Below are 22,049 nucleotides of genomic sequence, written 5' to 3' on the forward strand. Positions count from 1 at the left end.
CGCCACGGCTCTGTTCCACCGTGCGGGCGGACCGGAGCCGACCTGAGGTTGTCGGCGCTCGACGGCCCGCTTCGCTCAAAGGCCGCCTTCGCTCCTCCGCCTTGCCAGAGCACGCACCGGACGCCACGGATCTGTTCCACCGTGCGGGCGGACCGGAGCCGACCTGAGGTTGTCGGCGCCCTCCTCTAGGGTCTCGCCTCGTGGAGTCGTTGAGCAACGCGCAGGCGCGCCGCGTGGCGCTCGCCGCGCAGGGCTTCCTCGACCCGCGCCACACCATCCCGACGATGCGCACCTTCCAGCGCACCCTGGAGCGCACCGGAGTGCTCCAGGTCGACTCGGTCAACGTGCTGCAGCGGGCGCACTACATGCCGGTGTTCTCCCGGATCGGCCGGTACGACGTCGAGCTGCTGCGGCGCGCGGCAGAGCGCCGGCCCCGGCGGATGGTGGAGTACTGGGCGCACGTGCAGGCGTACATGCCGGTCGAACTCTGGCCGGTCATGCAGCACCGGATGGCGGCGTACCGTCAGAAGCGGGGCAAGTGGGGGTTCGTCGTGGGTGACGACGGCCTCGAGCAGAGCCTGTTGGAGGAGATCCGCGAGCGCGGCGCCTCGACCGCCCGGGACCTCGACGACGGGCTGCCCCGCGACAAGACCCACTGGGGCTGGAACTGGTCCGAGACGCGCAAGGTCCTCGACTACCTCTACATGTCGGGCGCCGTGGCGATCGCCGATCGCAACACCCAGTTCGAGATCCGCTACGACCTGCCCGAGCGGGTCCTGCCGGCCGAGGTGCTCGCGCAGCCGACTCCCTCGCTCGACGACGCCAACCGTGAGCTCATCCGCCGGGCAGCCCGGTCCCACGGGGTGGCGAGCGTCCAGGACCTGCGCGACTACTACCGCATGGAGGTCGCGCCCGCCGCTCGGGCCGTCGCCGAGCTGGTCGAGGAGGGTGAGCTGCTGCCGGTCGCCGTCGAGGGGTGGCGGCGCCCGGCCTACCTGCACCGCGACGCCCGGCTGCCGCGGCGGGTCCGGGCCCGGGCGCTGCTGAGCCCGTTCGACCCGGTGGTGTGGGAGCGCACCCGCACCGAGCAGCTGTTCGGCTTCCGCTACCGCATCGAGATCTACGTACCGGAGCCGCAGCGGGTGCACGGCTACTACGTGCTGCCGTTCCTCCTCGGCGATCGGCTCGTCGGGCGGGTCGACCTGAAGGCCGACCGCCAGTACGACGCCGGGGCCGGCCGGTTGCTGGTCAAGGCGGCGTACGCCGAGCCGGACGCTCCCGCGGAGACCCCCGAGGAGCTCGCCGCGGAGCTGGCCGCGATGGCGGGCTGGCTCGGGCTGGGCTCGGTCGTCGTGGAGCCGCGTGGCGACCTGGCCCCCGCGCTCAGCCGGTTCATTTAGGGCGGCCTCGGGCGGCTGGGTAGAGTGGCGGAGGCCTGTCTACACCCCATCCAGGAGTCCGTGCCTCGTGCCTGCCATTCTCGACAAGATCCTCCGCATCGGCGAGGGCAAGATCCTGCGCCAGCTCGAGGCCATCGCGCAGGCGGTGAACGCCATCGAGGACGACTTCGTCGCGATGAGCGACGCCGAGCTCCAGGGCATGACCGCGGAGTTCAAGGAGCGCCTCGCCAACGGCGAGAGCCTCGACGACATCATGCCCGAGGCGTTCGCGACCGTCCGCGAGGCGGCCCGCCGCGTGATCGGCCTGCGTCCGTTCGACGTCCAGGTGATGGGCGCCGGCGCGCTGCACATGGGCAACATCGCCGAGATGAAGACCGGTGAGGGCAAGACGCTGGTCGCCGTGCTGCCGTCGTACCTCAACGCGCTGTCCGGCAAGGGCGTCCACATCGTCACCGTCAACGACTACCTCGCGAAGTTCCAGTCCGAGATGATGGGCCGGGTCCATCACTTCCTGGGGCTCACCGTCGGCGTGATCCTCCCGGAGATGCGCCCCGACGAGCGCCGGGTCGCCTACAACTGCGACATCACCTACGGCACCAACAACGAGCTCGGCTTCGACTACCTGCGCGACAACATGGCGGGCTCGATCGAGGAGTGCGTCCAGCGCGGCCACAACTTCGCGATCGTGGACGAGGTGGACTCGATCCTGATCGACGAGGCCCGGACCCCGCTGATCATCAGCGGCCCGACGCAGGACGAGGTGCACTGGTACGCCGAGTTCGCGAAGGTCGCCCGCAACCTGGTCCGCGACGAGGACTACGAGGTCGACGAGAAGAAGCGGACCATCTCGGTCCTCGAGCCCGGCATCACCAAGGTCGAGGACCACCTCGGCATCGAGAACCTCTACGAGTCGGCCAACACGCCGCTGATCTCGTTCCTGCACAACTCGATCAAGGCCAAGGAGCTCTTCCACAACGACAAGGAGTACGTCGTCCTGAACGGCGAGGTGCTCATCGTCGACGAGCACACCGGCCGGATGCTCGCGGGCCGCCGCTACAACGACGGCCTGCACCAGGCGATCGAGGCCAAGGAGGACGTGCAGGTCCGCGAGGAGTACCAGACCCTCGCGACGGTCACCCTCCAGAACTACTTCCGCCTCTACGACAAGCTCTCGGGCATGACCGGCACGGCCATGACCGAGGCGTCCGAGTTCGACAAGATCTACAAGCTCGGTGTGGTCCCGATCCCGACCAACAAGCCGATGGCGCGCAAGGACCAGGCCGACCTGGTCTACCGCACCGAGGAGGCGAAGTACGAGGCCGTCGTCGAGGACATCGCCGAGCGCCACGAGAAGGGCCAGCCGATCCTGGTCGGCACCGTCTCGGTCGAGAAGTCCGAGCACCTGTCGGCCAAGTTGAAGAAGCGGGGCATCCCGCACTCGGTGCTGAACGCGAAGGTGCACGCCGACGAGGCGAAGATCGTCGCCCTCGCCGGTCACAAGGGGGCGGTCACGGTCGCCACGAACATGGCCGGCCGAGGCACCGACATCATGCTCGGCGGCTCCGTCGAGTTCCTCGCCGACGCCGAGCTGCGCAAGCGCGGCCTCGAGCCCGCCGGCGAGACCGCCGATGAGTACCAGGCCGAGTGGCCCGGCACCGTCGAGCGGATCAAGTCCCAGGTGGCCAACGAGCACGACGAGGTCCGCGCGCTCGGCGGGCTCTACGTCGTCGGCACCGAGCGGCACGAGTCGCGCCGCATCGACAACCAGCTCCGCGGCCGTTCCGGGCGCCAGGGTGACCCGGGCGAGTCCCGGTTCTACCTCTCGCTCCAGGACGAGCTGATGCGGCTGTTCAAGTCCGACTGGGTGGACCGGGTGCTCCAGGTCCTCAAGATCCCGGACGACGTCCCGATCGAGAACAAGCGCGTCACGAGCGCGATCGCGAACGCCCAGGGCCAGGTCGAGTCCCAGAACTTCGAGTCCCGCAAGAACGTGCTCAAGTACGACGACGTCATGGACCGCCAGCGCAAGGTGATCTACGCCGAGCGCCGGGAGGTCCTCGAGGGCAAGGACCTCCAGGACCAGATCCGGACCTTCATCGACGACACGGTCACCGGTTATGTCACCGGCGCCACCGAGGAGTTCGCGGAGGAGTGGGACCTCGAGGCGCTGTGGACCGCCCTGCGCCAGATCTACCCCGTCGGCGTCGACTACCGGGTCCTCGAGGAGGAGGCCGGCGGCCGGGCGAACATGGACCGCGACGAGCTGATCGCCGTGCTCCAGAAGGACGCTCACGAGGCGTACGACCGCCGCGAGGCCGAGGTCGGCGAGACCGTGATGCGCGAGCTCGAGCGGCGCGTCGTGCTCTCCGTGCTCGACCGCAAGTGGCGCGAGCACCTCTACGAGATGGACTACCTCCGCGAGGGCATCTACCTGCGTGCCTACTCCCAGCGCGACCCGCTGGTCGAGTACCAGCGCGAGGGCTTCGAGATGTTCGCCGCGATGATGGACGGCATCAAGGAGGAGTCGGTCGGCTTCCTGTTCAACCTCGAGGTCCAGGTCGAGATCGAGGAGGAGGACGAGGAGGAGGAAGAGGTCCTCGAGCCGATGCGCCAGCCGGTGCCGTCCTTCGACCAGCAGGGGGCGATGCCGCAGATCCGGGCGAAGGGCCTGGAGCGGCCGAGCCAGCCCACCAAGCTCGCCTACTCCGCGCCCAGCGAGGACGGCGACGCGGAGGTCAAGGGTGCGACGGTGACCAACGCGGACGACGAGTTCGCCGGGGTCGGCCGCAACGACCGCTGCCCCTGCGGCTCGGGCAAGAAGTTCAAGCAGTGCCACGGCCGCCCCGGCGGGCCGACGGGACTGACCGCTCGCGTCAGCTAGGGTCCGGCTCTCACTTCTCGGCCGTCGCGAGCGTCGTCCAGGGAGTGGGAGCCAGACCCTAGGCAAACTCCAGCGCGGTGCAGCACCAGCGTTGGCCGGTGATCTCGAAGCGGGCGGCGAGCGCGCGGGAGCGCTCGCCGTACCGCACGTGCGCGCTGACCTCGACGGCGTCGCGGGACAGGAAGCAGGTGTGCACCCCCAGCACCCTGGGCCGGACCGGCTGGACCCGGCCCTGGCCGGGCTGGTGCCGCCCGGCGCGGGCGACCAGCTGAGCGCGACGGTCGAGGTTCTCGTAGACCTCGCGTGAGCTCCAGCGCAGCAGCTGGGAGACCGGTCGGTCGCCGCCGACGATCTCGACCGCCGCCTGCGTGTACCGGCGGGCCCACTGCTCCAACCCGCGACGCAGCGGCTGCTCGATCGCGATCACGTCGGCCGCGGCGTGGCCGTGGGGGACGATCGGGTCCGGCGGGTCGAAGCGGGGCTGCAGGTCGAGGGCGAGCGTGCCCTGCACACTGGCGAGCGGCACGGCCGCCGCGCGCAGCACGACGACGGTCTGGTCGGTCTCCGGGTTGTTCATGAGGTCTCCTCCGGTCGGTCGGCGGGAAGCCGAAGTCGGGTCGCGGGCTGGATCAGGCCCGGGTCGGGGCCGATCTGGTCGCGGTTGAGGGCGTAGATCTGCGGCCAGCGACCGGGGTCGTCGAGATGGGTGGCCGCGAGCTCCCACAGCGAGTCGCCGGGCCGGACGACGACCGTCGGGAGCCGGCCGGGGGCAGTGGTGGGCCGAGGCGCTCCGTGGGAGAGCAGCGCCCGGCCCGGGAGCCCGACGGCGCGGTCGGGCAGCGGCAGGCCGGCGAGCCCGGCTGTCGGCTGCCGATCGACGTGCACGTCGCCCGGCGTGGCCTGCGCCGGGGCGACCAGGCCCGCCGCCAGGCCGGCCCCGCACGCGGCGAGCACCAGCCGGCGTACGACGGCGGGGACGCCCGGCGCGCGCGCCGGCCGGCCGCGCAGCGCCGCCACGACGGTCGCACTGGCGGCCAGCCACAACCAGCAGGTGCCGACCAGGGCCACGGCGGCGCACGCGCGCACCAGGACCAGGTCGAACCTCGAACCGGCGTCGCCGACGGCGACGGGCAGCAGCCAGGCGCCCAGCGCGGCGGCGAGCGCACTGGCGGCCGCCCAGACCGCCAGGCACCGCGTCGCTGAAGCGTGCATCCCGAGAACCTTACGTTGGCCTGCGTTTGCGTCTGTTTAGTTAAGGAAACGCCTCTTTACCTGTGACGTCAATGGGGTCTCCACAGGGCTGCCGGGGCTGCCCCAGGGCGCCGGGGCGTGGCAGGGTCGACGCATGACCTGGGAGGAGGAGCTGTTCGCGGTGCTCGACGACCTCGAGCAGCAGGCCGAGGCGCTCTACGAGGCCGAGCGCGACGCCGAGCTCGCTGACCGGGGCCGGGCGGAGTACCAGCAGGTCACCCTGGCCAGCAGGCTGATGGCGTCGACCGGGGAACCGGTGCGGCTCGAGGTGACCGGCGTCGGCCCTGTGGTCGGGGTGCTCGACCGGGTCGGCACCGGCTGGTGCCTGGTCAGCGGTCACGCCCAGGACTGGGTGGTCCGCCTGGACGCGGTCGCGCTCGTCCACGGTGCCTCGGACCGCTCGCGGCCGGAGGTGGCCTGGTCACCCGTGGCGCGGCTCGGCCTCGGCTCGGCGCTGCGCCGGGTCGCCGACGCCGGGGAGCGGTGCGTGCTGCGCCTCGTGGACGGCAGCACCCACGAGGCGCTGCTGCGCCGGGTCGGCGCCGACTTCGTCGAGGCCGCGGTCGGCGACGGTCGCACCGTCCTGGTGGCGTTCGGTGCCCTCGCTGCGGTCCAGAGCCGCGGCTGATCGCGACTCGGCGCGTCTTGCTCGCCAGTGGCTGCCGACTCGGCGCATCTTGCCCGCTCGAACCGTTGCCGACGGCGCGAGGCTGGGCAAGACGCGCCGACTCACCGGATGGGGCTGGGCAAGACGCGCCGAGTCGTGTCGGTCGGGGGTCAGGTCGCGTCGGGGTCGTACGGCGGCACCTCGCCGTCCTGGAGTGGCCGCTGGCCACGCCGGACGGGGCGGGGGGCCGGCTCCTCGTCGTCGTCCTCGAGGGCCTCGGCGATGTGCCGCTTGACGATGGTGCGCGGGTCCAGGTCCCGCAGCTCGAGGTCGGCGTACTCGGGGCCGAGCTCGGCGCGCAGCTCGTCGCGCGCGTTGTTGGCCAGGACCCGGGCCCGGCGCACGAGCTGGCCGGCCTGGCGCGCCAGCTCGGGGAGCTTGTCGGGCCCGAACACGAGCACGGCGACGAACGCGAGCACCGCGAACTCCGGCAGGCCGACCCCGAACACGGGCTAGAACCTACAGGCTGGCGTCTAGAACTTGCTGGTCGGCGTCAGCCCGAGCTGCATGCCGGCCAATCCACGGCCGCGCCCCGCCAGTTGCTCCGCGATCGCGCTCAATGCCATCGCGCTGGGCGCGGTCGGGTCGGCGTCGACGATCGGCTTGCCGTTGTCGCCGCCCTCGCGCAGCGAGGTGTCCAGGGGGACCTCGCCGAGCACGGGCACGTCGTACCCGAACCGGGTCGAGAGCGTCTGCGCGACCCGGGCCCCGCCGCCGGTGCCGAAGATCTCGAGCCGGTGGTCGGTGCCCTCCGCGGCACAGTGCGGGCAGGGCAGGTAGCTCATGTTCTCGACGACGCCCACGACCCGCTGGTGCATCATCGAGGCCATCGTGCCGGCGCGCTCGGCGACCTCGGCGGCGGCCTCCTGGGGCGTGGTGACGACCACGACCTCGGCGCCCGGGAGGTGCTGGCCCAGCGAGATGGCGATGTCGCCGGTGCCGGGCGGCAGGTCGAGGAGGAGCACGTCGAGGTCGCCCCAGTAGACGTCGGCGAGCATCTGGACGAGCGCCCGGTCGAGCATCGGGCCACGCCACGCGACCACCTGGTCGCGACGCGGCTTGAGCATCCCGATCGAGATCACGGACACGCCGCTGGGGGTGGGCACCGGCATGATCAGGTCGTCGACCTGGGTGGGTCGCTGGTCGGCGACGCCGAACATCGCCGGGACCGAGTGGCCGTAGATGTCCGCGTCGACCACGCCCACCTTGAGGCCCCGCCCGGCCATCGCGATCGCGAGGTTCACGGTGACCGAGGACTTGCCGACGCCGCCCTTGCCGCTGGCGATCGCGAAGACCTTCGTCAGCGAGCCCGGCTGGGCGAACGGGATCTCGCGCTGGGCCCGGCCGCCGCGCAGCGTCTCGTGCAGGCCGCTGCGCTGCTCCGCCGTCATCACGCCGAGGGTGAGGTCGACCGCCGTGACCCCGTCGACGCGGGAGACCGCCGCGGTGACGTCGCGGTTGATGGTGTCCTTGAGCGGACAGCCCGCCACGGTCAGCAGCACCGTGAGGTGCACGACGCCGGCGTCGTCGATGTCGACCGAGTCGACCATGCCGAGCTCGGTGATCGGGCGCTTGATCTCCGGATCGTTGACGGTCGCCAGTGCGGCGTTGACCTGCTCGAGGGACGGGGTGCTCACGTTGTCCGAGTCTAGGTGGTGGCAGCGTCGCTCTCGTCGCCGCCCAGGTGACGCTGGCCACCCTCCTGCGCCCGGTCGTCCAGCTCGCTGAGCAGCGCGCGCAGCTCCGAGCGCAGGAAGTCGCGGGTGGCGACCTCGCCCACGGCCATCCGCAGCGAGGCCACCTCGCGGGCGAGGAACTCCATGTCCGCGTGCGCCCGGGCGTTCGCCTGGCGGTCCTGCTCGGCGACCACCTTGTCGCGCTGCTCCTGCCGGTTCTGGGCGAGCAGGATCAGCGGGGCGGCGTACGACGCCTGCAGGCTGAGCATCAGGGTGAGGAAGATGAAGGGGTATTCGTCGAAGCGCGAGCCCCCGGGGATGATCAGGTTCCACAGGACCCAGACGGCCACGAAGAGCGTCATGTAGATGAGGAACTTCGCGGTCCCCATGAACCGAGCGAACTGCTCGGCGAAGATCCCGAACGCGTCGGCGTCGTACGACGGGCGCCGCACCAGCGGCCGGCGCGCCTCCTTGGGCGTGTCCAGGCGGGCCCGCGGCGTGCGGCTCTCAGCCACGGCGGACCCCCTGAGAGCGGTCGGACGAGCGGATCGCCTGGTCGCGCCAGTTCTCCGGGAGCATGTGGTCGAGCAGGTCGTCGACGCTCACCGCGCCGAGCAGGTGGCCGTTCTCGTCGACGACCGGTGCCGCGACCAGGTTGTAGGTCGCGAGGTGGGCGGCGACCTGGTCGATGGTGGCCTCGGGCTTCAGCGGGTCCATCGAGTCGTCGAGCACGCCGGCCACCAGGGTCGACGGCGGCTCGCGCAGGAGCCGCTGGATGTGCGCCACGCCGAGGAACCGGCCGCTCGGCGTCTCCAGCGGCGGGCGGCAGACGTAGACGAGGGCGGCGAGGGCCGGCGTGAGGTCGGGGTTGCGGACGTGTGCGAGTGCGTCCGCGATGGTGGCGTCCGGGCCCAGGATCACCGGCTCGGGCGTCATCATCGCGCCCGCGGTGTTCTCGACGTACGACATCAGCCGCTTGACGTCCTCGGCCTCCTCGGGCTCCATCAGCTCGAGCAGGGCCGCGGCGGTCTCCGGGGGCAGGTCGGCGATCAGGTCGGCCGCATCGTCGGGGGACATCTCCTCGAGCACGTCGGCCGCGCGCTCGGAGTCGAGCTGCTCGAGGATCTCGACCTGGTCCTCCTCGGGCAGCTCCTCGAGCACGTCGGCGAGCCGCTCGTCGTCCAGCGCGGAGACGACCGCGATCCGGCGCTCGGCCGGCAGGTCGTGGATCATGTTCGCGGCGTCGGCGGGACGCATCTCGTTGAGGGCGGCGATCAGGTGCGTGGCGCCCTGCGTCTCCTCGCGCTGGGTGAGCCCCTCGACGTCGCGCCACTCGACGACGTAGGTCTGCCCGCGTCGGCGCAGCCCCTTGGCCGGCTCCTGCACCGCCACCCGGCTGAGCACCCAGTCCCGGTTGCGGGCCTGCTCCATGGCGACGTCGTAGACGGTCCCGGTCACCCCGGAGCTGGTGACCCGGACGGTGCGGTCGAGCATCTGCCCGATCACCAGGGTCTCGGTCGGCCGCTGCTCGAAGCGGCGCATGTTGAGCAGCCCGGTCGTGTAGACCTGGCCGCTGTCGATGTTGGTGACCCGGGTCATCGGCACGAAGATCCGCCGCCGGCCGAACACCTCCGCGACCATCCCGAGCACGCGCGGCTGGTGCACCTCCGAGCGGACCGCCACCACGAGGTCGCGCACCTTGCCCACCTGGTCACCCACGGGGTCGAAGATCGGCAGCCCGACCAGGCGGGCCGCGTAGACGCGGACGGGGGTGGTGCTCACAGGGACGAACGCTACCGGCCGGAGCGGGTGGCACGATGTCACCGTGCCGACTCCAGCACCGCGCATCGTCATCCATGTCGGGCTGCCCAAGACCGGTACGACCTACCTCCAGGGCCTGCTCGCGGGCCAGCGCGATCGCCTGCTCGCCGGCGGGGTCGGCTACCCGCTGGTGCGGCCCGGTGCCATGTTCCACGGCGCCGTCGAGGTCCGCGGCAGCCACGCCAAGTTCGGCCTGGTGGCCGGTGAGGTCGCGGGGACCTGGGCGGCGCTGTGCGAGCGCGCCCGCGCCTTCGACGGTACGACGGTCCTCGGCCACGAGGTGCTGGCCGGTGCGACGATCGCGCAGATCCGGGCCGCGCTCGCGCCGCTGGCCGGCCACGAGGTGCACGTGGTGGTCACCGCGCGCGACCTCGGCCGCCAGGCGACCGCGCACTGGCAGGAGGAGGTGAAGCTCGGCGCGACCTGGTCCTTCGCCGAGTTCGAGCGCGACCAGCTGCGCGCCGACACCGGTCCCGACGCGGGGCCGGACGCGGGCGGGGCCCGACCGCACTTCTGGCACGCCCAGGACTTCGCGGACTGCCTGCGCCGCTGGGGGTCGGCGGTCGGAGCCGACCGGGCGCACCTGGTGCTCGGGCCGCCTCCGGGAGCGCCCCCCGAGGAGCTCTGGCGCCGGTTCGCCGAGGCAGTGGGGATCGACCCGGCACTGGTTGACGCCGCCGTACCACCCGCGAACCCCTCGCTGGGGGCCGCGGAGGTCGCCCTGCTGCGGGCGGTGAACGCGGAGCTCGCCGGCCGGCTGGACCCGCACACGTACAACCGGGTCGTGAAGCGCGGCTACGCCGAGGGCCGGCTCGCCGGCCGGCCGGGCCCGCGACCGCGGACCCCGCACGAGCTGGCCGGGCTGCTCACCGAGGCGACGCAGCGGTGGGTCGCGCAGGTCGCCGCGGCCGGCCATCCGGTGCACGGCGACCTCGCCGACCTCGCGCCGGTGACCGCCCCGGAAGGGAGCCCGCACCCCGACGACGTCGCGCTCCCCGAGGACCCGGTCGCTGTCGCTCAGGTTCTGTTGGCCGAGGCCGATAAGAGGACCGGGTCGACGTCCGCGTCCGGTCCACAGGGCGGTCGGTGGCCGCGCCTGATCGGTCGTCGCCGGCGGGGTTGAGAGGCGCTCGTTCGGGTAGAGTCAGCACAGCCAGTCAGGCGGCGAACCGGCAGCGACCGGTGTGGAAGAGGGATCGCGAGGCATGTCCAAGCACGCCGGTCCGCACGACCCGGACGAGCGCAACGGCGCCGCGGTCGCGACGATCGCGGTGGTCGGCCTGCTCGGTCTGGTCGTCTCGGTGCTGGCCATCTTCCGCCCCGGGGACGCCGGCACCACCGGCGCGACCGACGTGGCCCTGGCGACCCAGCGGCCGAGCATCACCCGGACCACCGGATCTGTGGAGCCCACCGGGGCGCCCGAGCAGCAGGCCGTGCTCCCGGCGCCGACGATCCGGCCGCAGCAGGTCGGCAAGGTGGGTCGCGAGCTGCGCCGCAAGACCCAGCTGGTCGCCCGCCAGGCGCCGACCACCTTCCGGGTGAGCACCTTCAACGTCCTGGGTGCCTCCCACACGAACGCCGGCGGCAACAAGCGGGGCTGGGCCAGCGCCGGCACCCGGATGGGCTGGGCGGTCTCGGTGCTGCGCTCCTCCGGTGCCGACGTCGTCGGCCTCCAGGAGTTCGAGGAGTCCCAGTTCCGCACGTTCACCAACCTGACCGCCGGCAGCTGGGGCGTCTATCCCGGGACGAGCGGCGACCCCCGCGCGGTCCGCAACTCGATCGCGTGGCGCACCGACACCTGGGAGCTGGTGGCGGGCGCCACCACCCCGATCCCGTACTTCCGGGGCCAGAAGATCCCGATGCCCTACGTGCGCCTGCGCAACATCGCCTCGGGGCAGGACGTCTACTTCATCAACGTGCACAACCCGGCCACGACCGGGCGCTGGGGGAACAACGAGCGCTGGCGCGACGCGGCCATCGCCCTCGAGATCGGGCTGATCAACCAGCTGCACACCGCGGGCTTCCCGGTGGTCCTCACCGGTGACTTCAACGAACGCGACGAGGTGTTCTGCAAGGTCACCGGATCGGGCGCGATGCGCGCCGCGAACGGCGGCTCGGCCGGCGGTTCCTGCGTGCCGCCGCCGGACATGAACGTCGACTGGATCTTCGGCTCCTCGGTCATCGAGTTCTCCAACTTCCTGGCCACCAAGGGCGGCCTGGTGCAGCGCGCGACCGACCATCCGTTCGTCGTCGCAGACGCGCTGATCCCCCCGCTCGCGCCCGTGCTCGCCCGGCGCTGACCCGGCCACCACTGGGTCGGACCGGATCGGACGGCGCGCTCCGACCTGCCCGAAAGGGCAGGTGGTGACGTGAGGGACTGGTGTGACAATGGGTGATCGTGAGCACTCTCCGGATCCCGTACGTCGCCGTCCTGGTCCTCCTGAGCGCGCTCGCCGTCGCCCTGCCGGCGGCGGCGCCCGCGGCCGCGCCGGCGCGGACGGCCGCGCCGTACGCCGCGAAGGTCGGCAGCTACGAGCCGCCCGCGGGCCCCAGCTTCAACAACCCGCTCGGCGCGCCCTGGCAGCAGCGCAAGCTGCTCCAGCAGGTGATCCGCACGATCAACAGCTCGCCCGCCGGCTCGACCATCCGGATGGCCGTCTATTCCTTCGGTGACGGCCAGACCGCCGACGCCCTGCTCGCGGCCCACGCCCGCGGGGTCAGGGTGAAGCTGGTCTTCGCCGGCGAGAACGTCTACCCCGCGATGGCGCGGCTGCGCAACGCGCTCGGCACCGACACCACCCAGCCGTCGTTCGTCGTGATCTGCCAGCACAGCTGCCGCGGGGAGCAGGGGCAGATGCACGCCAAGTACTTCTCGTTCACCGCTGCGGGATCGGCCCGCTGGATCACGATGGTCGGCTCGGTGAACCTCACGCAGTACAACGCGCAGGACCAGTGGAACGACCTCTACACCCGGGTCGACGACCGACCGTACTTCCGCGCCTACGGACGGTGGTTCGGGCAGCTCAAGAACGACGAGCCCGTCGCGAAGCAGTACGTCCACAAGGCGACGGCGACCGCCGACATCCGGATGACTCCGGTCGACCTCACGGCCGAGACCGACCCGATCGCCGATGCGCTGGGCCGGATCCGCTGCGAGGTGACGATGGGGGAGCTCGACCCGGAGAGCCCGACCCCGGACGAGGTCGTGGCGACGGCGCTCTACATCAACACCCACGCGTGGAACGAGGAGCGTGGCAAGGCGCTCGCCTGGCAGGTCGTGGGGCTGCGCTCCGACGGCTGCGACGTGAAGGTGTTCTACGGGACCGGCCTGGGGGCGGCGGTCCGGTCCATCCTCGGCAACAACGGGGTGAGCCTGCGCAAGGGGAACCACCGGGGCATCCGCACCCATCAGAAGGTGATGATCGTCGATGGCGCGTACGGCGACGACCTCGACACCGTGCGGGCCTGGACCGGCTCCCAGAACTGGAGCGACCGGGCGGCCAAGCGCGACGACCTGATCGTCCAGATCAACGACGAGGCGGACGCGCAGCGGTACGTCGACCGGTTCCTGTGGATGTGGGACCGGGCCTAGCTTCCCGGCCCGGCTGGATGTGGGCGAGCGCGGCCCGCGGGATACGATCACGCGTCCCCACGTACCGTCGACCCGCAGGAGCCTGCCGCCCGTGAGGAGCCCGCTGTCCCGGCTCGGCCGGGTGTCCTCCGTCTCCGTCGACGCGGACGGCATCACCGCCCGCAGCCGGCGGGAGGTCGTCCTGGACGTCTCCTTCGACGGGCGGCGCATCTACTCGTTCTGGCTGCACCGCGACGGCACCCGCGCCGGCGCGCCCGGCACCTGGCAGGTCCCGTGGCCCGGCAGCCTGCACCGCTTCCTCTCCGGCACCACCCGCCTGACGCTTGCCGTCCACGAGAGCCAGGAGGTCGTGTTCGACCAGGAGGTGACCCTCGGGGACGGCTCCGGGCGGATCGCGGTCGTCAACACCGCGGGGCAGCCGCTGAGCCTGGACAAGTCGCTGCGCCTCGTCCAGACGTTCGACAGCCGCAGCGAGGAGAACGTCCGGCCGCTCCTCGACGCCATCGACCACGTGCTCGCCGGCCTCGAGCAGGCCGGGATCCACGCGTTCCTCGCGTACGGGACGCTCCTCGGCGCGGTCCGCGACGGACGTCTGATCGGTCACGACAGCGACGCCGACCTCGGCTACGTGAGCGAGCACGAGCACCCCGTCGACGCGATCAGGGAGTCCTTCCGGGTCCAGCGGGCGCTCACGCAGGCGGGCTACCGGATCACCCGCTACTCCGCGCTGGCCTTCAAGGTCGACGTCGTGGAGAGCGACGGGGTGGTGCGCGGGCTGGATGTGTTCGGCGGGTTCATGCGTGACGGCTACCTGCACCTGATGGGGGAGATCCGGACCCCGTTCAAGCGCTCCTGGGTCACGCCGCTGGGCACCGCCACGCTCGAGGGCCGCTCGTTCCCGGTGCCGGCGGACACCGACCGTTTCCTGACCGCGACCTATGGCCGGTCCTGGCGGGTCCCGGACCCGGCGTTCCACTTCGCCACCCCGCGCTCGACGCACCGCCGCTTCGACGGCTGGTTCCGTGGGATCCGGGTGCGCCGCCCGCTCTGGGACCGCGTCTACTCCCGGCGCCGCGCGCCCTCGGGCACGCCGTCCGGCCTGGCCCGCTGGGTCGCGGAGCGCGAGGACCCGGCCCTGCCGGTGGTCGACCTGGGCTGCGGCACCGGCAGCGACGCGCTCTGGCTGGCGCGCCGCGGGACGCCGGTCACCGGGCTCGACTTCGTACGGCGCGGGTTCGAGCGCGCCGAGGAGGAGGCGGTGGCCGAGGGCCTGGACGCCCGCTTCCTGGTCTGCAACCTGCTCGAGCTCCGCTCGGTGCTCGCGACCGGGGCGCTGGTCGCCGCGGACCGGGGGCCCCGCGTCGTGATCGCCCGCCACCTGGCCGACCACCTCGGCGCCGGAGCCCGCAGGCACGCCTGGACCGCCGCCCGGATGATGCTCCACGACGGTGGCCGGCTGTACCTGGAGTTCCTGGTCCAGCGCGGCGACGGCCGGCTCGCCCGGCAGCAGCGGGCCCGGGTCCGCAAGCCGCGGGCGGTGGCTCGGGAGCTGCGGGCCCTGGGTGCCACAATCGTCGAGCGCGAGACAGTACGAATCCCGAGGAGCGACCGCGACGGCGGCTCGCCCGCCAAGACCTGCCGGATGGTGGCCACATGGCAATGAAGGGTTGGGCAGTGAAGGACCGGATGAGGAACGTCGCCGGGCGGTTCCGGGCACCGGCGACGTACGACCTGCGGCAGCGGGTGGTGGCGCTCGAGGCCGAGGTGCAGGAGTGCCGCCAGCTCAACCTGCGGCTCGCGGAGCTGACCGATGTGGTCACCGCCCTGCTGGTCCCACTGGCGCGCGCCGACGAGGCCGAGCTGCGCGAGGTGCTCGCGAAGTACCACGAGAGCCTCTGAGAGTCGTGGCCGACCGGGTCTTCCTCCACATCGGGCTGCCCAAGACCGGGACGACCTATCTGCAGGGCGTGCTCTGGGCCAACCGCGAGCTGGTGGCCGCTGACGGCGTGCTGCTCCCGGGCTCCGGCCATCGCGAGCACCTCTGGGCCGCGCTCGATGCCCAGGGCCGCAAGAACCTCCGGCGCCGTGGCCCGCGGGCCAAGGGCGCCTGGGGTCGCCTGCGCGACGAGCTGAACCGGGCGAGTGGCACCGGCCTGGTGACCCATGAGTTCTTCTGCGGAGCCTCACGCCAGCAGGCCGAGCGGGTGGTGGCAGACCTGGCGCCCGCCGAGGTGCACGTGATCGTCACCGCCCGGCACGCCGCCGGCATGCTCACCGCCGGGTGGCAGGAGATGGTCAAGAACGGTGGCATCGAGCCGATCGACCAGATCCCGCAGAAGTCCGGCCCGGGCTCGGAGTTCAGCTGGCGCACCTGGGACCTGCAGGGTGTCCTGAAGCGGTGGGGGAGCGTGGTCCCGCCGGAGCGGGTGCACGTGCTCCCGATGCCCGCGAAGGGCGAGCCCGCGGACCGGCACTGGCGCAACTTCGCGGGCGTCGTGGGCCTGCACTCCGACTACCCGCTGCCCGAGCGGGCCGCCAACCAGTCGCTCGGTGTCGTCCAGGTCGAGCTGCTGCGCCGGGTCAACCAGCACCTGCGCGGATTCAAGGGCCCGACGGACCGGGGCCGGTGGATCCGCGGCTACCTGGCCGAGGGCCATCTCGCGACGCAGCCGGGCGAGTCGTTCGGGCTCGACGAGGAGCTGCTCGCGGAGTGCCGAGGGCGGGCGGAGCGCGCCGTGCGCCTGATCCGGCGGCGCGGCTTCCACGTCGTCGGCGACGTCGAGTCCCTGCTGGTCCCCGCGGAGCTGCCGGCCCAGCGGCCCGTGACGAGTGTCACCGAGGCCGAGCTCGTGGATGCAGCCGGCCAGCTGGTCGCTGTTATGCTCGCCGACGTTCGTGAGTTGTCCGGGGGCGCGACGGGGCGCCGCAAGCGTCGTTCGGCGAGGACCGCACCCAGCACCTGACCGGTTGCGTGCTCGACGCTGTCCTGGCGCGTCGGTGATCTCGGTGATGCGAGGTGCAAGGGGTGTGGTTGTGAGGTCGAAGATCCTGGCGCTGGTGGGCGCGGCGGCGCTGGGTGCCTCGCTGCTGGCCGCCTCACCGCTCGCCGGCCCGGCCCAGGCGCACGTCGACGACTCCGCTGTCGTCAGCGCCGGCAGCGCTCGCACGGGCACCGCGCCGGCACGCGCCGAGGGCACCAAGAACCCCTGGATGCCGGCTACCGGCGGCTGGTTCAACGACCCCTGGGGCCTCCAGGAGGCCAAGTTCCGCATCGAGCGGCAGATCGTCGCCGCGATCAACCACGCCCGCAAGGGCTCCTACATCCGGATCGCGGTCTACTCCTTCGACCGGGTCAACGTCGCCCGGGCCCTGCTCGACGCCCACAAGCGCGGCGTCCGGGTGCAGGTCCTGCACAACGACCACCAGTACACGACCGCGATGAAGATGCTCAAGCACGGTCTGGGCACCAACCGCGGCAAGAAGAGTTGGGACTACACCTGCAAGACCGGGTGTCGCAGCGTCCAGGGCGTGGCGCACGACAAGATCTACCTCTTCGAGCACACCGGCGGCGCCAAGAACGTCGTGATGACCGGCTCGGCCAACCTCACCGGGAACGCCGCGATCCACCAGTTCAACGACCTGCTGGTCAAGAACGACGTCCCGAACCTCTACGCCCGGCTGCTGAAGCTCTTCTGGGAGCTGAAGAAGGACAAGACCGCCAACCCGCTCTACCAGGTCGACGAGCTGCGCGACTACAAGCTCTGGGTGATGCCGCGGCCGCGCAACACCCGCGATCGCGACCCCGTCATCGACATCCTGCGTCCGGTCCAGTGCACGGGCGCCGGGGGCGGCACCGGTACGAACGGGCGGACCAAGATCCGCGTCTCCATGCACGCCTGGAACGGCGCACGCGGCAGCTGGATCGCCGAGCGGCTGCGCAACCTGTACGCGCAGGGCTGCGACGTGAAGGTGCTGTGGGCGCTGGGTGGGACCGAGATGAAGCGGGTGATCGGCATGAACACCCCGCGCGGCACCGTCCCGAGGCACACGGACAGCTACAACACCGACTGCGACGAGCTGCAGGAGGTGGACATGTACAGCCACCAGAAGTACCTGACGATCTCCGGCCACTACGGGGACGACGCCTCCACCTCCTACGTGTTCACCGGCTCCAGCAACTGGACGCCGTCGGGCATCAGCGGCGACGAGATGATCCTGCGGGTCAAGGGCCCGCACCTGGTCAACCAGTGGAACCGGAACTTCGACTTCATCTGGAACCACCGCTCGCGGCCGGTCGGCAACAGCCCGGGCCCGGCCTTCTACCCGACCCCACCGGAGTGCGAGCCGACCACGACAACGACCACGCCGAGAGCGCGGCGGGCAACGAGCACCGACCTGCAGTTCTCCGGCCGCTACTGGGAGGGCGACTGATCGCGTGGCCGAGCGGCTGGTCCTGCATGTCGGGACGATGAAGTCCGGGACGACGTTCCTGCAGAACGTCGTCGCCAACAACCGTGAGGCGCTGCGCGAGCAGGGCGTGAGCTTCCTGGGCCGCAAGTGGCGCGAGCAGATCAAGGCCGCCCAGGACGCGATCGAGCGCGGCGGCAAGGGCCAGCCGGAGCTCTCGCCGGACGGACCCTGGGCCCGGACCGTCCGCGAGGTCGAGGCCTGGCCGGGCACGGCCCTGTTCTCCGTGGAGTTCTTCGGTGCCCGCAAGCCCAGCAAGATCGAGCAGATCGTCGGCTCGCTCGGCACGACGCCGGTGACCGTGGTGCTCACGGTGCGCGACCTGGCCCGCACCATCCCGAGCATGTGGCAGGAGTCGGTCCAGAACGGCGGGCGAGCGACCTGGGCCGACTACCTGGTCGCGGTCCGCGAGGAGCGCAAGGACTCCGCCCTCGCGAACTCCTTCTGGCGCCAGCAGGGCGTGGCGGCGATGGCGCGTCGCTGGGCGGCGGTCGTCGGCACCGAGAACGTCGTGCTGGTGACCGCTCCCCCCAAGGGCGCGCCCAGCAACCTGCTGTGGGACCGGTACGCCGGCGTCCTCGGCGTCGCCCCGGAGTCGTGCAGCCTGGACGTCCCGGCCAACCCGTCCCTCGGACTGGCCTCCACGCTGGTCCTGCGCCGGCTCAATGAGGAGCTCGCCGCCGCACCGCTCTCGCGAGGTGCGTACCACCAGAAGGTGAAGCGGGTGCTGGCGAAGAACGGCATGGCCCGGCATCGCCGGGAGGAGCCGGTGCTCGGGCTCGACGAGCCCTGGGTCTACCAGCGCTCGGAGCGGGAGATCGCCGCGCTGCGCAAGCTCGGCTGCCCGGTGGTCGGTGACCTCGCGGAGCTCACCTCCCACCCCGTCCCCGGCGTGCAGCCCGAGACCGTGTCCGTCGAGCAGGAGCTCGAGGCGGCCGTGCGTGGCCTTTCTCACGCGGTGCGTGATCTCACATGGGCCAAGACTGGGAAGAAGAAGTAGGTTACCCGCGAATTCGTCCCGCTGCCGGGACGCCGCCGACCGAGAGGACGCCCATGGGCCGCCTGTGTGAGACCGAGGGACTGACCGAGGACCAGACCGAGATCCTCAAGGCCGTCCGCGCGTTCGTGGAGGAGCGGATCCTCCCGGTCGCGACCGAGCTGGAGCACGCGGACGAGTATCCGCAGGAGATCGTCGACGGGCTCAAGGAGCTCGGCATCTTCGGGCTCACGATCCCCGAGGAGTACGACGGCCTGGGCGAGTCGCTGCTGACCTATGCGCTGTGCGTGGAGGAGATCGCGCGCGGCTGGATGAGCGTGTCCGGGGTGATCAACACCCACTTCATCGTGGCCTACATGCTGATGAAGCACGGCACGGAGGAGCAGAAGCGCAAGTACCTGCCGAAGATGGCGACCGGCGAGATCCGGGGTGCGTTCTCCATGTCGGAGCCCGGCCTGGGCTCCGACGTGTCGGCGGTGAAGACCAAGGCCACCAAGACCGACGGCGGCTACACGATCGACGGCCAGAAGATGTGGCTGACCAACGGCGGCACCTCCAACCTGGTCGCGGTCCTGGCGCGGACCGATGAGGGTGCGGACTCGGTGTACAAGAACATGACGACGTTCCTGGTCGAGAAGGAGCCGGGCTTCGGGGAGACCGCGCCCGGGCTGACCATCCCGGGCAAGCTGGACAAGATGGGCTACAAGGGCGTGGAGACCACCGAGGCGGTCTTCGAGGGCCACCAGGTCTCCGACGACCAGGTCCTGGGCGGTGCTCCGGGCCAGGGCTTCTACCAGATGATGGACGGCGTCGAGGTCGGCCGCGTCAACGTCGCGGCCCGGGCCGTGGGCATCGCCAACCGCGCGTTCGAGCTGGCCATCGCCTACGCCCAGCAGCGCGAGACCTTCGGCAAGCCGATCGCGCAGCACCAGGCGATCCTGTTCCGGCTCGCGGAGATGGCGACCAAGGTCGAGACCGCGCACGCGATGATGGTCAAGGCGGCCCGCCTCAAGGACCGCGGCGAGCGCAACGACGTCGAGGCCGGGATGGCCAAGATGGTGGCGGCGGAGTACTGCAACGAGGTGGTCCAGGACTCCTTCCGGATCCACGGCGGCTACGGCTACTCCAAGGAGTACGAGATCGAGCGGCTGTACCGCGAGGCGGCGTTCATGCTGATCGGCGAGGGCACCTCGGACATCCAGAAGATGATCATCGGCCGCTCACTGCTCAAGGACTACCAGCTGAAGGGCTGACGCGCAGGCCCGCCAATGGGGCCGGTGAGACGGATGTGACGTTAGAGTTCTTCCGTCGCCTCACCTTCCCCGGAGGACCCGATGCTGTCCGACCCCCGTTCGCGCTCCCGTGCTGCCCTCGTCGCGGCCCTGCTGCTGGGCATGGTGCTCGGCGCTCTCGTGCTCCGCGTCGCCGGCGGGACCGGTGCCGGTGACGAGGCCGCCCGACTTGCGGAGGGCAACGCGACGACGAGCCCGACGCCCACGAGCACGCCGACCCCGGGTCTGGCCACCCAGTTCACGATCAGCTCGCTGAACGTGCTCGGTGCCGACCACACGGCCGCTGGCGGGAACCGCAAGGGCTGGGCGTCGGGTGAGCAGCGGATGCGGTGGCTGACGAAGGTGATCCAGGCCAAGGACGTCGACGTCCTCGGGCTCCAGGAGTTCCAGAACCCGCAGTACCGGGTCTTCCTCGAGGAGACCGCCGGCTCGTACGCCACCTACCCGGGACTGCTGTGGGGCAAGAAGGGGATGCGGAACTCGGTCGCCTGGAAGGTCGACGAGTGGGAGCTGGTCAGCGCGAGCTGGGTGAAGATCCCGTACTTCCACGGCACCATCCTCCGGATGCCGGTCGTCCTCCTGCGCAACCTCCAATCGGGCCAGCAGGCCTACTTCTCCTCCTTCCACAACCCGGCCGACGCGCGCGGCCCCGCCGCCAAGTGGCGCAAGCAGGCGACCGACATCGAGATCGCCCTCGTCAACCGCCTACGCGCCGAGAGCGGGCTGCCGGTCTACGTCACCGGCGACATGAACGAGCGCGACGTCTACTACTGCCGGATGACGTCGGGCACCGACATGGTCTCGGCGAACGGCGGGATGAACGACGGCCGGACCTGCGCACCCACCCGCCCGACGTTCATCGACTGGATCTTCGGCTCACCGGAGACCACGTTCAGCGGCTACGTCGCCAACCGGGGGCCGCGGATCCGCAAGTCCACCGACCACCCGATGATCATCGCCCAGGCAGAGCTGCCGCCGGTGATCGCGCCGACCGACTGCCCGGCGCCCACGACGTCGCCGACCCCCACGCCGACCCCGACGGGCAGCCCGACGCCGAACGTCCCCTGACCGGCCGCCAAACTCGGCGGGACCGAAGTCCGTGGCGCGGGGATGGTCCGCCGTGCCATGGTGGAGGGGCCGGTGCGCGGCACCGGATCGCAGGACCCGATCACAGGAACTGGCCGGCTCGACCCGTGGAGGATCCATGACCGACTCGAACGCCAACGACGACCTCAAGGCGAAGATGCGGGAGGCGCTCGACCGGAAGAACGACAAGGAGAAGGGCGTCCACCAGGACGGCCCGCTCCGGGAGAAGGCGCACGGCTCCGAGGTCGCCAGCGGCGGCCCGAAGATGCACCGCCGCAAGGCCGGTGGCGGAGGCTCGTGACGCCCGATCCGTGCTGCTGGTGAGATAAGCCACGGTGCGACCCGGCCCGCGGCCGGGCAGAGTGTGCGCATGCAGTTCGGACGCAGCTATGAGGAGTTCGAGGTCGGCGCGACCTACAAGCACTGGCCCGGGAAGACGGTCACCGAGTACGACGACCACCTGTTCTGTCTCCTGACCATGAACCACCACCCGCTGCACCTCGACGTGCACTACGCGGGGGAGACGACCCAGTTCGGGAAGAACGTCGTGGTCGGCAACTACGTCTACTCGATCCTGCTCGGCATGAGCGTGCCGGACATCTCCGGCAAGGCGATCGCCAACCTGGAGATCGAGTCGTTGCGGCACGTGGCGCCGACCTTCCACGGCGACACGCTGTACGGCGAGACCACGGTGCTCGACAAGTGGGAGTCGACGTCCAAGGACGACCGCGGCGTGGTCCACGTCGAGACGATCGGCTACAACCAGGACGGCAAGGTCGTGTGCATCTTCCGCCGCAAGGTGATGGTGCCGAAGAACAACTACCTCGAGGCGCGTGGCGGGGAGCAGCCCGGCCGCCCGGTCCCGCAGCCGGACCGCAACTGGCCGGGCTCGAGTCAGGGCTGACGCGGCCGCCCGGCC

General features: G+C 71.3%; 21 protein-coding genes. 15 read left to right on the plus strand and 6 right to left on the minus strand.

Annotated elements, in window-relative coordinates:
- The first annotated feature begins 200 nt into the window (after positions 1-200).
- On the plus strand, positions 201-1,400 hold the full coding sequence (locus NOCA_RS08695; protein WP_011754901.1) for a winged helix-turn-helix domain-containing protein: 1,200 nt from the start codon (positions 201-203) through the stop codon (positions 1,398-1,400).
- 67 nt (positions 1,401-1,467) lie between these two features.
- A complete protein-coding gene (gene secA / locus NOCA_RS08700; RefSeq protein WP_011754902.1) occupies positions 1,468-4,281 on the plus strand; it encodes a preprotein translocase subunit SecA in 2,814 nt (937 codons plus the stop codon).
- A 58-nt stretch (positions 4,282-4,339) separates the two neighbouring features.
- Here the strand turns inward: secA and NOCA_RS25640 are convergent, their stop codons facing one another.
- Together NOCA_RS25640 and NOCA_RS25645 are read right to left on the minus strand one after the other, a co-directional pair.
- On the minus strand, positions 4,340-4,858 hold the full coding sequence (locus NOCA_RS25640) for an Rv3235 family protein (protein ID WP_011754903.1): 519 nt from the start codon (positions 4,856-4,858) through the stop codon (positions 4,340-4,342).
- Entirely contained in the window at positions 4,855-5,493 is a 639-nt protein-coding gene (locus NOCA_RS25645; RefSeq protein WP_011754904.1) for a LysM peptidoglycan-binding domain-containing protein, read from the minus strand. The genes NOCA_RS25640 and NOCA_RS25645 overlap by 4 nt, the downstream gene beginning before the upstream one ends.
- 133 nt (positions 5,494-5,626) lie before the next feature.
- Here NOCA_RS25645 and NOCA_RS08710 point away from each other — a divergent pair, with 133 nt between their 5' ends.
- Positions 5,627-6,160 (plus strand): hypothetical protein, encoded by a 534-nt coding sequence (locus NOCA_RS08710; protein ID WP_011754905.1) that lies wholly within the window; start codon positions 5,627-5,629, stop codon positions 6,158-6,160.
- A gap of 149 nt (positions 6,161-6,309) precedes the next feature.
- Here the strand turns inward: NOCA_RS08710 and NOCA_RS08715 are convergent, their stop codons facing one another.
- From NOCA_RS08715 to NOCA_RS08730, 4 genes are read right to left on the minus strand one after another with little or no spacing between them, the layout of a single operon-like run.
- Entirely contained in the window at positions 6,310-6,648 is a 339-nt protein-coding gene (locus tag NOCA_RS08715; protein ID WP_011754906.1) for a sec-independent translocase, read from the minus strand.
- Between the two features lie 24 nt (positions 6,649-6,672).
- Complete coding sequence (locus NOCA_RS08720) at positions 6,673-7,836, minus strand: Mrp/NBP35 family ATP-binding protein (protein ID WP_011754907.1); 1,164 nt, start codon at positions 7,834-7,836, stop codon at positions 6,673-6,675.
- An 11-nt stretch (positions 7,837-7,847) separates the two neighbouring features.
- Positions 7,848-8,390 (minus strand): DUF1003 domain-containing protein, encoded by a 543-nt coding sequence (locus tag NOCA_RS08725; protein WP_011754908.1) that lies wholly within the window; start codon positions 8,388-8,390, stop codon positions 7,848-7,850.
- A complete protein-coding gene (locus NOCA_RS08730; protein WP_011754909.1) occupies positions 8,383-9,657 on the minus strand; it encodes a magnesium transporter MgtE N-terminal domain-containing protein in 1,275 nt (424 codons plus the stop codon). Before NOCA_RS08730 ends, NOCA_RS08725 begins: the two co-directional genes overlap by 8 nt.
- Positions 9,658-9,700: 43 nt before the next feature.
- Between NOCA_RS08730 and NOCA_RS08735 the strand changes: the two genes are divergently transcribed.
- The 12 genes from NOCA_RS08735 to NOCA_RS08790 all read left to right on the plus strand — a co-directional run bounded on the left by NOCA_RS08735 (position 9,701) and on the right by NOCA_RS08790 (position 22,034).
- On the plus strand, positions 9,701-10,819 hold the full coding sequence (locus NOCA_RS08735; protein ID WP_011754910.1) for a hypothetical protein: 1,119 nt from the start codon (positions 9,701-9,703) through the stop codon (positions 10,817-10,819).
- A gap of 82 nt (positions 10,820-10,901) precedes the next feature.
- Complete coding sequence (locus NOCA_RS08740; protein WP_011754911.1) at positions 10,902-11,996, plus strand: endonuclease/exonuclease/phosphatase family protein; 1,095 nt, start codon at positions 10,902-10,904, stop codon at positions 11,994-11,996.
- A 98-nt stretch (positions 11,997-12,094) separates the two neighbouring features.
- A complete protein-coding gene (locus NOCA_RS08745) occupies positions 12,095-13,288 on the plus strand; it encodes a phospholipase D-like domain-containing protein (protein ID WP_140403976.1) in 1,194 nt (397 codons plus the stop codon).
- 91 nt (positions 13,289-13,379) lie between these two features.
- Positions 13,380-14,951 carry a class I SAM-dependent methyltransferase gene (locus tag NOCA_RS08750; protein ID WP_011754913.1) on the plus strand — a complete coding sequence of 524 codons (1,572 nt, stop codon included), beginning with the start codon at positions 13,380-13,382 and terminating at the stop codon, positions 14,949-14,951.
- Between the two features lie 23 nt (positions 14,952-14,974).
- Positions 14,975-15,187, plus strand: a complete 213-nt coding sequence (locus NOCA_RS08755; RefSeq protein WP_238383438.1) for a DUF6752 domain-containing protein — start codon at positions 14,975-14,977, stop codon at positions 15,185-15,187.
- Positions 15,188-15,192: 5 nt separating this feature from the next.
- The gene (locus NOCA_RS25650; protein WP_011754915.1) at positions 15,193-16,251 is read left to right on the plus strand and encodes a hypothetical protein; all 1,059 of its coding nucleotides are present in this window, start codon (positions 15,193-15,195) and stop codon (positions 16,249-16,251) included.
- Positions 16,252-16,321: 70 nt separating this feature from the next.
- Positions 16,322-17,719, plus strand: a complete 1,398-nt coding sequence (locus tag NOCA_RS08765) for a phospholipase D-like domain-containing protein (RefSeq protein ID WP_041546408.1) — start codon at positions 16,322-16,324, stop codon at positions 17,717-17,719.
- A gap of 4 nt (positions 17,720-17,723) precedes the next feature.
- On the plus strand, positions 17,724-18,755 hold the full coding sequence (locus NOCA_RS08770) for a hypothetical protein (RefSeq protein ID WP_011754917.1): 1,032 nt from the start codon (positions 17,724-17,726) through the stop codon (positions 18,753-18,755).
- A gap of 53 nt (positions 18,756-18,808) precedes the next feature.
- Entirely contained in the window at positions 18,809-20,005 is a 1,197-nt protein-coding gene (locus tag NOCA_RS08775; RefSeq protein ID WP_011754918.1) for an acyl-CoA dehydrogenase family protein, read from the plus strand.
- Between the two features lie 81 nt (positions 20,006-20,086).
- Positions 20,087-21,112 (plus strand): endonuclease/exonuclease/phosphatase family protein, encoded by a 1,026-nt coding sequence (locus tag NOCA_RS08780; protein ID WP_011754919.1) that lies wholly within the window; start codon positions 20,087-20,089, stop codon positions 21,110-21,112.
- A 136-nt stretch (positions 21,113-21,248) separates the two neighbouring features.
- Positions 21,249-21,431, plus strand: a complete 183-nt coding sequence (locus tag NOCA_RS08785) for a DUF5302 domain-containing protein (RefSeq protein ID WP_011754920.1) — start codon at positions 21,249-21,251, stop codon at positions 21,429-21,431.
- Between the two features lie 69 nt (positions 21,432-21,500).
- Positions 21,501-22,034: a MaoC family dehydratase gene (locus NOCA_RS08790; protein WP_011754921.1), complete on the plus strand. Its 534-nt coding sequence runs from the start codon at positions 21,501-21,503 to the stop codon at positions 22,032-22,034.
- The last annotated feature ends 15 nt before the right edge of the window (positions 22,035-22,049 follow it).

The organism is Nocardioides sp. JS614 (assembly GCF_000015265.1).
Taxonomy (GTDB): domain Bacteria; phylum Actinomycetota; class Actinomycetes; order Propionibacteriales; family Nocardioidaceae; genus Nocardioides.